Source organism: Rathayibacter sp. VKM Ac-2856, assembly GCF_013205055.1.
Classification (GTDB): Bacteria; Actinomycetota; Actinomycetes; order Actinomycetales; family Microbacteriaceae; genus Rathayibacter.
Genome location: NZ_JABMLF010000005.1, coordinates 62,266 through 76,788 on the forward strand (window position 1 = coordinate 62,266; position 14,523 = coordinate 76,788).

The window sequence follows — 14,523 nt, forward strand, 5'->3', positions numbered from 1 at the left end:
CCGGTTCATGCTATCAGTGCGGGCCCCGATCGGCCAGGAATCGCGGGTCCGCCGCGCGGCTCCGGCCCGGGAGCACCGCCTCGCGACTACCAGATCGTGCCGGCCCCGACGGAGATCGCGGCGAGCATCAGGGCGCCGAGGACGAGTCCGACCACCGCGCGGGTCACGCCCGCGCCACGGCGCGCGCCGCCCTTGACGATCCCGACGACGCCGAAGACGACCGCCAGCAGATCCAGCGGGCCGCCGAGCAGCAGGCCGATGAACAGCGGGATCGGGGTGAGGAGCAGCCCGAGGATCCCGAGGACGAGAGACGCGGTGGCCGCGGCGTTGCCGACGGCCGGTGCCGCGGGCGCGAGCGGGGCGTGGTGCCCGGTCCAGGCCCGGCCGTCCCAGTAGCGCTGGGTGTTCACCTGACCCGGGTCGGGGTACCAGCCGGGCGGCGGACCCGCGGGGGCGGGACTCCCCCAGAACTCGGCCGGGGACGGCGCCCCGTGCGGCGGGGTCTCAGCCACGGGTCTCGTGCATGAGCAGCTGGACCCGCAGGCCGCCCTTGCCCTTCACGATGCGGGCGGGGATGCGCGGCTGCTTGCCGGCCTCGGTGAGGCGGGCGAGCGCCGCCTCGACGACGTTCTCGAGGCCGCGGGGCACGTAGCCGACGAGGTCGCTCGGCCGGTGGTTCGCGAAGAGCCGGACCGGCATCGGCGCGTCGGTGCGCTCCTCCTCGATCGTCCGGCGCGGGATCACCGCGGTGATCTCCTCCTCGCCGAGGGAGTGCACGCGGGCCAGCTCGTCCTGGTGCGGGAGGGAGTCTGCGATGCCGAGGAGGGTGTCGCCGCGCTTGGACTTGGGCCGCAGCTCGTAGTCGTAGTCGTCGAGCTTGCCCGAGCCGCGGTCGCCGGCGGGCAGGGGGTCGGAGTCGGAGCGTCCGAACGAGAAGAGCTTCATGCCTCCATCATGGAGCGCCGGGGCCGCCCGTGTCGCGGGCCGCGCCCCGTCGCTCCCGGCGTCGGCCGACGGGGTCAGACGGCGGAGCGCAGCATCCGCGCGATCGCGACGAGAACCAGCGCGAGCACCACGGCGACGAAGCCGACCAGCACCGGGACCGCGGGGAGGACGGCGAGCGCCGCTCCGATCAGGAGCACCGGGACGGCGAGCCCGACGTAGGAGGCGAGGAACATCCCGGCGAGCACCTCGCCGCGGGTCTCGTCGGAGGCGAGGGAGCCCGCGACCCCGAGGGCGAGGCGGAAGATCAGGCCCACCCCCGCGCCGGCGATCACGCCGCCGCCGATGAAGGCGGGCAGCACCACGGCGAGGGCACCCCAGGCGACCAGGGCGAGCCCGACGGTGAGGGCCGCGGCCGCGAGGATCAGCGCGCGGCGGACGGGCAGGCGTGCGGCGGTCAGCTGCGCGACGGCTCCCGCCGCGAAGACGCCGAACGAGACGACCCCGGCGAGCAGGTGCGAGGTCTCGCCGAAGCGGCCGGCGAGGAAGGTCGGCGCGAGCGAGGTGAAGAGGCCGAAGACGGCGAAGCCGGCGAACGCGCCGACCGCGGCCGAGAGGAAGGTACCGCGCGAGGCGGCGGGCACGGCGAGCCGCTGCGGCCGGTAGGCGGGCAGCTCCTCGCGGCGCTCCACGGTCTCGGGGACGAGGGCGACCGCGATCCCGAGGACGACCAGCAGCACGAGGAACACCTCGTAGGGCACGACCAGCGGGCGGTCGACCGTCACCGCGAGGATGCCGCCGATCAGCGGGCCGAGCGCGAGACCGCCGACGTTGACCAGGGTCGAGACGGCGCGGGAGGCGCCGGGGCCCTCCTCGGGCCGGGCGATCGCACGGAGCTCGGAGAGGTGGGCGGTCGCGGTCGCGGTGAGCGCTCCGACGCCGATGCCGGTGAGCAGGCGGGCGACGATGAGGCCGGGCACGTCGGGCCAGAGCAGGAAGACGATGCTCGCGAGCACCTCGACGAGGATCGAGGCGAGCAGGATCCGCCGCCGGCCGAGCCAGTCGCTGACGTGGCCGGCGAGGAAGAGGCTGGCGACCACTCCCACGGCGTAGGCCGCGAAGATCACCGTGACGACGAAGGCGGGGAAGCCGTCGCGCTGCTGGTAGATCGCGTACAGCGGGGTCGGCACGGTCGAGAAGGCCATCACGGAGAGGAAGGCGAGCGCGATCACCCAGAAGCCCAGGTGGTGCCCGAGCTCGGGGCGGCGCGCGGAGGCGGACGTGGTGCGGGCGGCGGAGCGCTCGGCGGGGGTTCCGGTGGTCGGCATGCGCCCAGAGTGCTCCTCCGGATCGTCCACGTCCAACGGAGGATCCTGGACTCATTGATCGGACCCGATGGATAATGCCGCATGGACGATCGCCAGCTCGCCGCCTTCGTCGCCGTCGCGGAGGAGCTCAGCTTCACCCGCGCGGCGGCCCGCCTCTACGTCGTCCAGTCGACGCTGTCCGCCACCGTCCGCGCGCTCGAGCAGGACCTGGGCGCTGCGCTGTTCACCCGGTCGACCCGGCGCGTGGCGCTGACCGCGGTGGGCGAGGCGCTGCTGCCCTCGGCCCGCGCCGCGATCGACAGCCTCGACCGGATGCGCTCGCTCGCGGCGGAGGACGCCGCAGGGCTGCGCGGGCGGGTCCGCGTCGGCACCTTCTCCGCGCTGGACATCCTCGATCTGCCCGGCGCGCTCGGCGTCTTCCGGCGCCGGCACCCGCTGGTGGATCTGCTCCTGCGCACCTCGCCGAGCGGATCGACTGGGCTCGCGGAGGATCTGCGGCGCGGCCGGCTCGACCTGGCGCTGCTCGCGCTCCCGGTCGCCGAGCTGGACGATCTCGCGGTGACGACCGTCGTCCGCGACGGCTACGTCCTGCTGGTCGAGAGCACGGACCCGCTGGCCCGGCTCGAGCGGCCGGCGCCCGGCGACCTCGAGGGCGCCGCCTTCATCGACACGCCGGTCGGCTTCGGCAACCGGGTCAGCGTCGACCGGGCCTTCCGCGCGGCCGGCGCGGCGCGGCGGGTCGCGACCGAGGTCGCCGACCTCCCCGCCATCCCCCGCTTCGTCCAGGCCGGACTCGGCCCGGCGGTGGTGCCCCGCGCGGGGATCGCACCGCTCGAGGGCGTGACCGCGATCGACCTCGACTGGCCGGGGCTCGTCTGGGAGGTCTCGGTCTGCAGCGCACCGCACGCCTCGGCGGCGGTGCAGGCGCTCACGGCGCTGCTGGCGGAGCGGGTGGACGCGGTCTGACCCGCGGCCCTCCGCTCAGCCCTCGCGCAGCGGTCCGCGGACGATCGAGTCGCCGGAGTGCTCCGGGTCGCCGTCGTCGGGCTCCTGGGAGATGTCGACGAGCGAGTACTCGGCCAGGTCGATGCCCGCCGGGACGGTGAAGCGGCCGTCCGCTCCGTCCAGCACGCCGAGGCCCACGAGCCCGGTCGCGTCGTCCGCGATCAGCCAGACCTCGCGATAGGTGTCGGCCGCGCCCTCCGCATCGAGGTGCACCACGAGCTCGCGCTCGCCGTCGGCGTCCTCGAGCTCGGCACTGCCGCTCGCCCCCTGCCAGGCGGGGAAGGCCTCGAGATCGGCGCGGGCGACCACGACCGCGTCGGTGCCCCGCGACGCCTGCAGCCAGACGCCGCCGACGACTCCGACCACGAGGGCAGCGAGCCCGACCAGCGCGGCGGGGAGCAGCCGGCGCGAGCGCGGGCGGCGGCGGGAGGGCCGATGGCGCCCGACCGGCAGCGCGGTCACCGGGGCGACGGGAGCGGCGGTCCCCGGCGCGCCGAGCGCGAGCTCGCCGCGGATCCGGTCCCAGACCTCGGCCGGCGGTGCCTCGAGGGTCAGCGAGCGGCTCTGCCGGCCGAGACCGGCGGCATGGCCGAGCTCGACCAGCTGCTGAGCGCACTCCGGGCACTCGTCGAGGTGGGCGGCGGCGTCGGCGGAGCCGGCCTCGCCGAGGGCGAGGAGGGCGAGCTCGTCGGGATCGAGGTGGGTCATGTGCTGCTCACCTCCAATCGGGAGCGGAGTCTGTCGAGACTGCGGCGGATGTGGCTCTTGACGGTGCCGAGCGGGAGTCCGGTGCGCTCGGCGATCTCGGTGTGCGTCAGGTCGTCGTAGAAGGCGAGGCTCATCACCCGCCGGGGAACGGGGTCGAGGCGGGCCAGCTCGTCGGCGACGAGCACGCGCTCCTCCAGATCCACCGGCGCCGCACCCTCGTCCACCGGGGCGACGGCGACCAGCGCCGCGGTGAGCCGGCGCTCCCGCGCCCGGTTCTCGTGGGCGTCCGCGATGCGCTTGCGCGAGATCCCGACGAGCCAGGCGCCCAGAGCGGCGCGACCGGGATCGAACCCCGCCCGACCCGTCCAGGCCGAGACGAACACCCGCTGGACCACGTCCTCCGCGTCGCCGCGATCGCCGAGCGAGCGCAGCGCGAGGGTGAAGACGAGCGGCGACCAGCGGGAGTAGGCCTCGGAGAGCGCCGACTCCTCCCCCGCCGCGAACCGGAGTCCGAGGCGCTGCACGAGGGCGCGCTCGTCACCGGCCTCGTCGTCGGGCTCGCGGGTCTGGGCGTCGCTCAGGGGGGTCCTCCTGGACTGGGGGCCGCGCCGGGGCGGAGGAGCCGGCGGCGCTGCGGTGGTGCTCATGCTACGGCCCGCTCTCGGCGGGAGGGCGGAGGGGGCCGATCGGAGTCATCGTCGGGCGGTCAGGGCGAGGGGGTCGCGGTGACGACCACGTTGCTCAGGTAGTGCCGGGTCTCGTAGTCGAAGTCGCCGCCGCAGGTGATCAGGACGAGCCGCGGGGCGCCGTCCTGCACGAAGACCGTCGAGAGGTCGACGGTGGTCTTCTCCGTCGTCTCCACGGTGTCGACCGTGTAGACGCGCTGCACGCCGTCCTCGCCGGTCAGCCCGATCCGCTGGCCTGGCTGCGCCTTCTTCAGCTCTGCGAACGGGCCGAGCCCGTAGGTGAGCGAGTCGACATGTGCGGCGATGACCGTGGTGCCCTCCGCCGCGTCGAGTCCGCGGCCGAAGCGGTACCAGCCGGCCACGTCGGTGTCGGGGACCAGCTCCATCGTGCCGTCGTCGGCGACGCCGACCGGCTGCACGGGCATGTCGATCGGGAGACCGTCGACCACGAGCCGCGTCGGTGCGAGGACGACCGGGGCCGGGGTCGCGCCCAGTCGCGCGTCGGCGACGGGGACGTCCGGGACCGCGGGCGCGGCCGCTGCGTCGGGAGTGCTGGAGGGGATCGCGGTCGGCGTCGACGTCTGGACCGGCGAGCTCGCGTCAGGGGCGGGCACGACCCCGACCGCCTGTGCCGAGCATCCGCCGAGGCCGACGCCGACCGCGATCACGCCGACCACGAGGAGGGCGCGCGGCCGGGTGGGGATCCTGCGCATCGCGTCCTCCTTCGTCGTGGTCGGCGGCCGGCCCGGGTGCGGGGCACGCCGGGCCGGCGGTCTTCAGTGCCGGTCGGGGACCGGCGGTCGTCCTCGTCGGTCAGCGACCGGCGACGGCCTTCCGGCGGCCGACCAGCGCGGCGCCGATGAGCGCCAGCGAGGCGAGCGCGGCTGCGCCCCACCAGCCGGCGGCGGCGTCGGTGCGGTTGTCGGCCGCGAGGCCGGCCTCACCGGCGGGCACGCCCGACGGCGAGGAGTGCAGTCCGCCGATGGTCTGCGTCGCGAGGGCGAGGTTGCCCTTCTCCAGGCTGCCCCAGGCGTAGACGATCGTGTTGACGCCCTCCTGGACCTGGACGTCGGCCGGGCCGATGACCGGGGCGGTGGTGCCGGTCGCGGCGACCACGGTCGAGATCGTGGCCGGCGCGAGGTTCAGGACGCCCTCGTTCGGGTTGGTCACGTTCGTCAGCACGGGCGAGCCGCCCGCGAGGATGTCGACGGCCGGCGCCGCGGCGATGTGGCGGACCGTCAGGCGACCCTCGCCCGCCGCGGTGGCGGAGATGTCGTTCGGGAACAGCGTGGCGGTGGGGGTGTTGTCGGGCTTCAGGTGCGCGGCGACGGTGTAGCTCTTGCCGGCCTCGAGGGAGAGGTCGACCGGGCCGATGACCGGGGCGCTCGCGTCCGCGGCGTCGGCGGCGGTGATCGCGACGGTGTAGGTGCCGGTGGGGAGATCCAGCGGGCCGGCCAGGGCGCCGGGCGCGAAGTCGTCGAGCGTCAGTGCTCCGTTGACGTACACGTCGACCGGGGTGTCGGGGACCGCGTGCAGCACGTAGAGGTCGGCCGAGTCGGCGTCGGCGGCGCTCGCGGGGGCGGCGGCGAGACCGGCGACGGCGAGGGTGCCGAGGCAGGCTCCGGCGAGCAGGCGGCGGGAGAGGCGGGAGGTGGTCACGGTGTTCCTCTTTCACGATGGGACCCGCGGGCGGGTCGGTGGGTTCTCGAGAAGGGCCTTCACCACTACTTCCGTCCGAGGAGCCTGGGCGGATGCACCGTTCCGGAGAATTCTCGAAGGAATTCTGCGCATCGGATGCGCCTTCGCACATCCGCCCTGGTCAGCGGCCCGATCCGGGTCTAGCCTCCGAGCAGAGGGAGTCCGCATGGTGCGTCGAGGCACGGTGGCGTCCGCGCTCGACGCGGCGCGGCGGGGTGGAGCGCGGCCCGGCGACCGCTCCCCGGCCGCGGTCCGCGGCAGCGCCGTGCGCGGGGGCCGACTGGGAGCGATCGCCGCCTGCGTCGGCGCGGTCGCCGTGCTCGCCCTCGCCCTCGGCGCGCTCGCCCCGCTCGCCGGTCTGCCGTCCGCGGCGAGCGGCGCCTCCGGACCCTGCGACGAGCCGCGCGAGCTGCTGGTCGCCTCCTCGGTGCTCGACGGGAGGGGCGAGGCCCTGGCCGGTCACCTGCTCGCCTGCACGGACGAGGACCGCCGGAGCCTGATGATCCACAACGGCACTCCCGTCGTCTGGCTGCTGAGCGGTCCGGGCGTGCGCGGGGTCGTCAGCCAGAGCGACCCGCGCCGCGACGCCGGGGTCACCGGACTGCTCAGCGCGTACTCCGCCAGGATCGGGCGCGGCCTGGTGGCCCCTCCGGGGGCGTCCGCCGCGATCTCGGCGGGACCGGGGCGGCTCGCTCCGCGGCCCGACAGGGAGGCGACGCGGCTCTTCCTCGCGCTGACGGCGATCATCGGCGCCCAGGATCAGGTGCGGGCCGACGAGCCGCAGCGGGCCCCGCGCAGCGTCGTGCGGACCGCGGCCCTGACCTGCGCGCTCGCGCTGGTGCGGGACGGCGCCTCTCCCGCGGCACCGGCGTCGATCGCCCGCGCGTCCGAGGAGCCGGCCTGCGCGGACGCCTGGGCGCGGGCGCAGGGCGTCGCGCTCGGGGACGGCTGGATCCTCCCGCCTCTCGCGCAGGCTCTGGCACTGCCCGGCCGGCCGGAGCTCGACGCGGCGCTCGCCCGCGCCGCGGACGACTGGTTCGCCGCGTCCGCCGGCTACTCCTGGGGCGGGATCGAGCGGCCGGAGCGGCTGGACTGAGCGGGCGCCCCGGGAACGCGGAACGGGCCGCCCTCCCAGAGGAGAGCGGCCCGTTCGGAAGAAGATCGCGGTGTCATCGAGACCCGCGCTCGACCCGGAGAGGGAGGAGCGAGAGGACTATCGACGGAGGCCGAGACGCTCGATCAGCGAGCGGTAGCGGCTGATGTCCACGTCCGACAGGTAGCCGAGGAGTCGACGGCGCTGACCCACGAGCAGCAGCAGACCACGACGCGAGTGGTGGTCGTGCTTGTGCTCCTTGAGGTGCTCGGTGAGGTCCTTGATCCGCTTGGTCAGGACGGCCACCTGCACCTCGGGGGATCCGGTGTCACCGGGGTGGGTCGCGTACTCTTCGATGATCGCCTTCTTGACGTCTGCTTCGAGTGCCATGGATGGGATCCCCTCTCTCTCGTTGCGCGGTGCCCTGCGCCTGATGCGTGGGCTCTCTTGATCCGCGGCCGTTGGACGGCAACCTCAGGAGCTTACCAGAGTGCGGGGGCCTGCGGAGGAGCGGGTCGAGTGCCGAAGCGGGTCAGGCGCCCACGGCCCGGTTCCAGAGCTCGACGAGCCACGGGGAGACGAGCAGCTCCCAGCCGAGGACGACGAGCACGTTCAGCGCCACGCCGATCCAGCCAGCGATCGGCGGCCGACCCTCGCGGCGGCGCGCGCGGATCGAGGAGACGCCGAGCAGCACGCCGACGAGCAGCAGGGCGTGGATGATCGCGGTGTAGAGGACTCCCACGAGCAGGTCGCTGACGGCCTGGTCGCCGGGGAAGGCGCCGAGCGAGATGATCGCGTACCAGACGAAGAACGCGATCGGGACGACGATCAGCGCGAGGAGGATCGACGCGGTCGCGGCTCCGTAGCGGCGGCGCAGGGCGGCGAAGCGGCCCTGCTCGGCGGCGGCCGGGGCGGCGGGGCGGCGGGTCCTGCTTCGGGGAGCGGAGGCGGCGGCGCGGCGCGCGGGGGCTGCTCCGGCGACGCGGGACGCGGGAGTGCGCGGGCGTCGGGGCGCGCCGTCGGAAGACGTGCTCATGCCCCCTACCCTACGGGCTCCGCTCCCGGGCACCCCGCCGCCGCAGGCTCGCGCGGCACGTCCGCCGAGCCGCGAGAATGGAGCGGGTGAGCCAGCCCCCCTCCGCGCCGCGGCGCAGCCACGTCGTCGACCTCTCCCCCCTCCGCGAGTCCCCCGCCTTCGCCCGCCTCTGGGCGGGCAACGTGATCTCGGGCATCGGCGGTCAGATGACCATCGTCGCCGTGGGCCTGCACATCTACGAGCTGACCGGGTCGACGCTCGCCGTCGCGATGGTCGGCGTGGTGGCGCTGGTGCCGACGGTGATCGCCGGGCTCTACGGCGGGATGCTGGCGGACGCGTTCGATCGGCGGCTGGTGCTGCTGCTCTCGGCGATCGTCGCCTGGGGCTCGACGGCCGGGATCGCGGCGCTCGCCTGGCTCGGCGCGGAGACGCCGCTGACCCTCTATCTGCTCACCGCGGTCAACGCGGTCGCGACGACCATCATCGGCGCGACCCGGATGACCGTGGCGCCGCGCCTGCTCCGGCTCGAGCTGGTGCCGGCCGCGGCCGCGCTCGGCGGCATCGCGGGCGGCGTGGAGGTGACCGTGGGGCCGGCCCTCGCGGGCGTGCTGGTCGCCTCCTCCGGCTTCGCGGTCACCTACACGATCGACGTCGTGCTCTTCCTCGCGGCGTTCCTCGGCATCGCCGGGCTGCCCGCGCTGGTGCCGGAGGGCGAGCGGCAGCGGCCGGGGCTGGAGTCGCTGCGGTACGGGCTGCGCTTCCTCCGCGGGGCGCCGAACATCCGGCTGTCGTTCCTGGTCGACATCGTGGCGATGACCTTCGGGCAGCCGCGGGTCGTGTTCCCGGCGGCGGCCGCGCTCCTGCTCGGCGGCGGGGCGGTGACGGTCGGCGCGCTCACCGCGGCGTACGCGGTCGGCGCGCTGCTGAGCAGCGTCTTCTCGGGGCGCCTGACCGGGGTACGCAGCCAGGGGCTCGCGATCGGCCGGTCGATCCAGGCCTACGGCGCGCTGATCGTCGGCTTCGGGGCGGTGCTGCTGGTGGCGGAGCTGACGCGGCACGACGCCTCGGAGCCGAATCTCGGCCTGATCGCGGCGGCCTCGGTCGCGCTCGCAGGGGCCGGTGCGGCCGACAACATCAGCTCGATCTTCCGGCAGACGATGCTGCAGACGGCGGTGCCGGACAACATGCGCGGGCGCCTGCAGGGCGTCTTCATCGTGGTCGTGACGGGCGGACCGCGGGTCGGCGACCTCTACACGGGGCTGCTGGCCTCGCTCGCCCTGCTCTGGCTGCCGCCGCTGGCCGGCGGGCTCGCGATCGTCCTGATCCTGGCGGCGGTGCTGCGGCTCAGCCCGGGCTTCCGGCGATACGACGCGCTGCACCCGGTGGCCTGACCGCGCCGCGACCCGGAGCGGGTGCGCGGCGCGGTGGCGGGTCACTCGCCGGCGTAGGCGCCGGCCGCGTTGCCCTCGGTGAGGTCGTTCGAGACCTCGCCGCTGTCGTCGTCGCGTCCCTCGACGCGGACGGGGCGGTAGACGTGCATGCCGTCGATCTCGCCGTCGAGCTCCCAGACGACCTCGACCTCCTCGCCGTCGATGTCGGCGACGCGGGTGAGGGAGCGCTGCGGGGAGCCGTCGATGAGTTCGAGGCGGATGCTCTCCTGCTCCGCGCCGCTGTCGAGCATGGCCGTGTACGTTGTGGTGTCCATGCCTCGACGCTAGACAGGCCGCGCGCGGGGCCGCCACCCCTTGCGGCGCGCGGGCTTCCGCGTAGCGTCGGCAGCATGACCGACACCACCATCACCCCCGCCACGGACGACGACCGCGCTCAGATCACCGAGATCGTGAAGAGCGCGAAGATCGGACTCCTCACCACCGTCAACGAGACCGGGCAGCTCGTCAGCCGCCCGCTCGCGGCGCAGGACATCGACTTCGACGGCGACCTGTGGTTCTTCACCCAGGACCCGTCCGCCAAGGTCGACGACATCCGTGCCAACCCGAGCGTCAACGTCGCGTTCGAGTCGAAGAAGGGCTACCTCTCGGTGGCCGGCTCGGCGACCGTCGTGCACGACCCCGCCAAGGTGGACGAGCTGTGGTCGCCCTCCGTCTCCGCCTGGTTCCCCGACGGCAAGGACGACCCGACCGTCGCGCTGCTGCGCGTCTCGGCCGAGACCGTCGAGCTCTGGGTGACCGACTCCCCCGCCCCCGTCGTGCTCTTCAAGGTCGCGAAGGCCGCCGTCACCGGCGGTCAGCCCGACATCGGCGAGAACCGCACCGTCTCCTTCGAGTAGGCGCCTCCCCCTCCCTCTCTCCCCCTTCCGCGAGATGCCACTTGTGCACGCTCGACACGGCGTGTCGCGTGCACAGGTGGCATCTCGCGGCGGGGAGAAGGCTCAGGGGCCGCCGAAGCGCTCGGTGCGGACGCGGGCGGGGTCGTGGCCCTGGGCGACGAGGGCGGTCGCGATCGCCTCGACGAAGGCGGTGGGGCCGCAGACGTAGACGGTCGGCTGCTCGGAGGCGGGGAGCGCGGCGGCGGCGAGGAGCTCGGGGGTCAGGCGGCCGGCCGGGCGCGCGGCGCCGGGCGGGGCGACGCGGGTGTACACGGTGTCGGTGACGACGCGGCCGCGCTCCGCGGGGAGCTCGCCGAGGGCCGTCAGGGCGTCGCGGTAGTAGGCGAAGACGCTCGAGCGCACGGAGTAGAGCAGGCGCATCGGGGCGCCGCTGCCGACCCGGCCGTGCTCGCGGGCCATCGCCATCAGCGGCACGAGTCCGCTGCCGCCGGCGATCAGCTGCACCGGCTCGGTCTGCTCGGGGCGCCAGACGAACCAGCCGCCGATCGGGCCGCGCACCTCGAGCCGGTCGCCGACCTCGAGTCCCTCCACCAGGTACGGCGAGACCTCGCCGTCGTCGAGGCGCTCGACCGCCAGCTCGACGAGATCGCCGTCGGAGGGCGCGCCGATCGAGTAGGAGCGGCTCGCCTGGTAGCCGTCGGGCGCGGTCAGGCGGACGTCGAGGTGCTGCCCGGCGAGGTGCCCGGGCCAGCCGGGGACGCGGAGCGCGATGAGGCGCGAGGTCGGAGTGAGCGGCAGGACCGACTCGGTCACCGCCTCCGTCCACATCACCAGTAGCGCTCCTCCTTCCAGGGATCGCCGTGCATGTGGTAGCCGTTCTGCTCCCAGAAGCCGGGCTCGTCGCCCGGCATCAGGCGCAGGCTGCGCACCCACTTCGCGCTCTTCCAGAGGTAGAGGTGCGGGACGAGCAGCCGCGCGGGGCCGCCGTGCTCGGCCGCGAGCGGCGCGCCCTCGTACTCCGTCGCGATCCAGGCCTTGCCGTCGCGGATCTCCGAGAGCGGCAGGTTGGTCGTGTAGCCGCCGTAGCTCTGCGCCATCACGAAGCGGGCGTCGCTCTCGATGCCCTCGAGCAGCAGGTCGACGGAGACCCCGCGCCAGTTCGTGCCGAGCTTGGACCAGCGGGTGACGCAGTGCAGGTCGGTGTGGACGTCCTCGCGCGGGAGGGCGGCGAACTCGTCCGCCGTCCAGCGGCGGACGCCTGCCGGACCGGCGTCGATCGAGAAGGCCCACTCGTGGATGTTCGGGGTGGGGCCGATGGAGAGGACGGGGAAGCCCTTCTCCAGGTACTGCCCCGGCGGGATGCTCGGATCCTCGGACCGCTTGCCGAAGAAGCCCCGCGTGATGATGCCCATGTCCGCCCTCGATTCGCCGGGTGCGCCCGGTCCGTGGATGCCGCTCGTCGCTCGCCAGGCTAGCGCTCGGGGCGCCGCCACCGCATCGGAGCGCGCCCGGCGAGCCCGACGGCGGTGTCGGAGGTGGGTGCGAGGATCTGCCCATGAGACGAACCGTCGTGCCGCCGTATCTGCTGGTCCGCATCGCCCGCCTCGACGACCCGGCGTTCGCCCGGGCCGCCCGGGCCGCGAGCCGCTCCCTCGAGCAGGACGTGCCTTTCCGGCGCGTCCGCCCCGGCGAGCCCTCCCCCGGGCGCTCGACCGCGACCGCCACTCCGATCCCCCGGGCCGACCGCGTCGCCGCGCTGCAGCGCACGATCTCGGACGCGGAGTCGACCGAGACCCTGCCCGGGACGGTCGTCCGAACCGAGGGCGCGCCGGCCACCGGCGACGCCGCGGCGGACGAGGCCTACGACGGCCTCGGCGCGATGTCCGACTTCCTGCAGAAGGCCTACGGCCGCGACTCGATCGACGACGCCTGGCTGCCGCTGGACGCGACGGTGCACTTCGGAGAGGACTACGACAACGCCTTCTGGGACGGCTCGCGGATGGTGTTCGGCGACGGCGACGGCCAGGTCTTCCGCCGCTTCACGGTCTCGCAGAGCGTGATCGGGCACGAGCTGGCGCACGGCATCACCGAGTACACCGCGAACCTCGTCTACCGGGGGCAGTCCGGCGCGCTGAACGAGTCGATCTCGGACGTCTTCGGCGCGATGCTCGAGCAGTTCGGCGCGGGCCAGGGCGCGGAGGACGCGAGCTGGCTGATCGGCGAGGGCCTCTTCACCGACGAGGTGCAGGGCACGGCGCTGCGCTCGATGATCGCGCCCGGCACCGCCTACGACGACGACGTGCTCGGGAAGGACCCGCAACCCGGCTCGATGGCCGACTACGTCGACACCGAGGACGACAACGGCGGGGTGCACATCAACTCCGGCATCCCGAACCGCGCGTTCGCGGTCGCGGCGCTCGAGCTCGGCGGTCCGTCGTGGGAAGGCGCGGGACAGGTCTGGTACGACGTGCTCACCGGCGGCGTGCTGACCGCCACCGCGGACTTCGAGGGCTTCGCGGCGCTCACCGTGGCCGCGGCGGCCGAGCGCTTCGGCGCGGGCTCCGAGGTCGAGGCGGCGGTCCGCACGGGGTGGACGACGGTGGGGGTCGAGCTGGCGGCGTAGGCCGCGGCGGGCTCTCCATGCTGGCCGGGTAGCCCGCGCGGCGGGCCCGCATGGTGGCCGGGCAGCCCGCGCAGCGGGCCCCCTTGCTGGTCGAGTAGCCCCGCAGGGGCGTATCGAGACCCGCCGTCGTCAGTGGTCGGGTCTGCAGACCTGCCTCTCGGCGACGGTGGATCTCGATACGCCCGCTCCGCGGGCTACTCGATCAGCATGGGCGGGCGGGCTGCTCGATCAGCAGGGGCGGGGGTGGGCGCGTACGATCGCGGCCATGGATGTGATCGTGTCGCGCAGTGGCGGCTTCGCAGGGCTGCGACGGGTCTGGCGGATCGACGTGGACGAGCAGCCGGACGAGCGCGCGTGGCACGAGCTGCTCGGCTCGCTCGACTGGGAGGACCGGCCGCGCGCCGGAGCACCGGCCGCCGGGCGCCCGGACCGCTTCGTCTACGAGATCCGGGTGCAGACGCACACGGTGCGACTCGGCGAGACGGAGCTGGACGGCGCCTGGCGCGAGCTCGTCGACCGGGTCAGGAAGGCGCAGCCGCGCTGAGGCGCGGTGCCGACGGACGACGAAGGCGCAGCCCCCGGTGATGGGGTGCTGCGCCTTCGTCGTCGTGAGGGTGGGTCTCGATACGCCCCTTCGGGGCTACTCGACCAGCATGGGGCGATACGGCCCCTTCGGGGCTACTAGACCAGCATGCGGAGGGGGCGGAGAGCCCCCCGGCAGGGAGCGCTACTTCGTGCCGAGCAGGTCGATCACGAAGATCAGGGTCTTGCCGGAGAGGGGGTGTCCTCCGCCGGCGGGGCCGTAGGCGAGGGCGGGCGGGCAGATCAGCTTGCGACGGCCGCCGACCTTCATCCCCGGGATGCCCTGCTGCCAGGCGCGGATGAGGTTGTTGAGGGGGAAGTTGATGGACTGGTTGCGGCTCCAGGAGGAGTCGAACTCCTCGCCGGTGTCGTACTCGACGCCGAGGTAGTGCACGTCGACGGTGGAGCCGGGCTGGGCCTCGGCGCCGTCGCCGATGACGAGGTCCTCGACGACGAGGGAGTCGGGGGCCGGGCCGTCGGGGGCGTCGAGCTCGGGCTTGGTCAGGTTCTCGCTGCTCATGCCCTCCATCCTAGG

At 74.4% G+C, this 14,523-nt stretch carries 19 protein-coding genes; 6 read left to right on the plus strand and 13 right to left on the minus strand.

Features of this window, described 5'->3' with window-relative positions:
* Positions 1-86 precede the first annotated feature (86 nt).
* The 3 genes from HQQ82_RS19605 to HQQ82_RS15500 form a co-directional block, all read right to left on the minus strand.
* A complete protein-coding gene (locus HQQ82_RS19605) occupies positions 87-512 on the minus strand; it encodes a DUF2510 domain-containing protein (protein ID WP_216848674.1) in 426 nt (141 codons plus the stop codon).
* Complete coding sequence (locus HQQ82_RS15495) at positions 505-945, minus strand: hypothetical protein (RefSeq protein WP_173234808.1); 441 nt, start codon at positions 943-945, stop codon at positions 505-507. The genes HQQ82_RS19605 and HQQ82_RS15495 overlap by 8 nt, the downstream gene beginning before the upstream one ends.
* A gap of 74 nt (positions 946-1,019) precedes the next feature.
* Entirely contained in the window at positions 1,020-2,270 is a 1,251-nt protein-coding gene (locus tag HQQ82_RS15500; RefSeq protein ID WP_173234810.1) for an MFS transporter, read from the minus strand.
* Between the two features lie 81 nt (positions 2,271-2,351).
* Between HQQ82_RS15500 and HQQ82_RS15505 the strand changes: the two genes are divergently transcribed.
* Positions 2,352-3,236, plus strand: a complete 885-nt coding sequence (locus tag HQQ82_RS15505; protein ID WP_173234812.1) for a LysR family transcriptional regulator — start codon at positions 2,352-2,354, stop codon at positions 3,234-3,236.
* Positions 3,237-3,251: 15 nt separating this feature from the next.
* On the opposite strand, the gene HQQ82_RS15510 is transcribed toward HQQ82_RS15505, so the two are convergent.
* The 4 genes from HQQ82_RS15510 to HQQ82_RS15525 all read right to left on the minus strand — a co-directional run bounded on the left by HQQ82_RS15510 (position 3,252) and on the right by HQQ82_RS15525 (position 6,328).
* Positions 3,252-3,983, minus strand: a complete 732-nt coding sequence (locus HQQ82_RS15510; protein WP_173234814.1) for an anti-sigma factor — start codon at positions 3,981-3,983, stop codon at positions 3,252-3,254.
* Positions 3,980-4,630, minus strand: coding sequence for an RNA polymerase sigma factor (locus HQQ82_RS15515; RefSeq protein WP_173234815.1), 651 nt, complete (start codon positions 4,628-4,630; stop codon positions 3,980-3,982). Before HQQ82_RS15515 ends, HQQ82_RS15510 begins: the two co-directional genes overlap by 4 nt.
* Before the next feature lie 59 nt (positions 4,631-4,689).
* Entirely contained in the window at positions 4,690-5,382 is a 693-nt protein-coding gene (locus HQQ82_RS15520; RefSeq protein ID WP_173234817.1) for a class F sortase, read from the minus strand.
* 100 nt (positions 5,383-5,482) lie between these two features.
* Positions 5,483-6,328 (minus strand): DUF4397 domain-containing protein, encoded by an 846-nt coding sequence (locus tag HQQ82_RS15525; RefSeq protein ID WP_367947967.1) that lies wholly within the window; start codon positions 6,326-6,328, stop codon positions 5,483-5,485.
* Positions 6,329-6,533: 205 nt separating this feature from the next.
* On the opposite strand from HQQ82_RS15525, the gene HQQ82_RS15530 reads away from it, so the two are divergent.
* Positions 6,534-7,463, plus strand: a complete 930-nt coding sequence (locus tag HQQ82_RS15530) for a hypothetical protein (RefSeq protein ID WP_173234818.1) — start codon at positions 6,534-6,536, stop codon at positions 7,461-7,463.
* A 117-nt stretch (positions 7,464-7,580) separates the two neighbouring features.
* On the opposite strand, the gene rpsO is transcribed toward HQQ82_RS15530, so the two are convergent.
* Together rpsO and HQQ82_RS15540 are read right to left on the minus strand one after the other, a co-directional pair.
* Positions 7,581-7,850, minus strand: coding sequence for a 30S ribosomal protein S15 (gene rpsO, locus HQQ82_RS15535; protein ID WP_123447896.1), 270 nt, complete (start codon positions 7,848-7,850; stop codon positions 7,581-7,583).
* Between the two features lie 142 nt (positions 7,851-7,992).
* Positions 7,993-8,496, minus strand: coding sequence for a hypothetical protein (locus HQQ82_RS15540; protein WP_173234820.1), 504 nt, complete (start codon positions 8,494-8,496; stop codon positions 7,993-7,995).
* An 86-nt stretch (positions 8,497-8,582) separates the two neighbouring features.
* On the opposite strand from HQQ82_RS15540, the gene HQQ82_RS15545 reads away from it, so the two are divergent.
* Entirely contained in the window at positions 8,583-9,887 is a 1,305-nt protein-coding gene (locus tag HQQ82_RS15545) for an MFS transporter (protein WP_367947968.1), read from the plus strand.
* A gap of 41 nt (positions 9,888-9,928) precedes the next feature.
* On the opposite strand, the gene HQQ82_RS15550 is transcribed toward HQQ82_RS15545, so the two are convergent.
* Complete coding sequence (locus HQQ82_RS15550) at positions 9,929-10,201, minus strand: hypothetical protein (RefSeq protein ID WP_173234824.1); 273 nt, start codon at positions 10,199-10,201, stop codon at positions 9,929-9,931.
* A gap of 75 nt (positions 10,202-10,276) precedes the next feature.
* Here HQQ82_RS15550 and HQQ82_RS15555 point away from each other — a divergent pair, with 75 nt between their 5' ends.
* Positions 10,277-10,783, plus strand: coding sequence for a pyridoxamine 5'-phosphate oxidase family protein (locus tag HQQ82_RS15555; RefSeq protein WP_173234826.1), 507 nt, complete (start codon positions 10,277-10,279; stop codon positions 10,781-10,783).
* A 102-nt stretch (positions 10,784-10,885) separates the two neighbouring features.
* On the opposite strand, the gene HQQ82_RS15560 is transcribed toward HQQ82_RS15555, so the two are convergent.
* Together HQQ82_RS15560 and HQQ82_RS15565 are read right to left on the minus strand one after the other, a co-directional pair.
* Complete coding sequence (locus HQQ82_RS15560; protein WP_173235270.1) at positions 10,886-11,611, minus strand: FAD-binding oxidoreductase; 726 nt, start codon at positions 11,609-11,611, stop codon at positions 10,886-10,888.
* A complete protein-coding gene (locus tag HQQ82_RS15565) occupies positions 11,611-12,195 on the minus strand; it encodes a molybdopterin-dependent oxidoreductase (protein ID WP_173234828.1) in 585 nt (194 codons plus the stop codon). The genes HQQ82_RS15560 and HQQ82_RS15565 overlap by 1 nt, the downstream gene beginning before the upstream one ends.
* A 143-nt stretch (positions 12,196-12,338) precedes the next feature.
* Between HQQ82_RS15565 and HQQ82_RS15570 the strand changes: the two genes are divergently transcribed.
* Positions 12,339-13,406 (plus strand): M4 family metallopeptidase, encoded by a 1,068-nt coding sequence (locus tag HQQ82_RS15570; protein ID WP_173234830.1) that lies wholly within the window; start codon positions 12,339-12,341, stop codon positions 13,404-13,406.
* A gap of 265 nt (positions 13,407-13,671) precedes the next feature.
* The gene (locus HQQ82_RS15575; protein ID WP_173234832.1) at positions 13,672-13,950 is read left to right on the plus strand and encodes a protealysin inhibitor emfourin; all 279 of its coding nucleotides are present in this window, start codon (positions 13,672-13,674) and stop codon (positions 13,948-13,950) included.
* Between the two features lie 183 nt (positions 13,951-14,133).
* Here HQQ82_RS15575 and HQQ82_RS15580 read toward each other — a convergent pair whose 3' ends face one another.
* A complete protein-coding gene (locus HQQ82_RS15580) occupies positions 14,134-14,508 on the minus strand; it encodes an FKBP-type peptidyl-prolyl cis-trans isomerase (RefSeq protein ID WP_160090294.1) in 375 nt (124 codons plus the stop codon).
* Between the last annotated feature and the right edge of the window lie 15 nt (positions 14,509-14,523).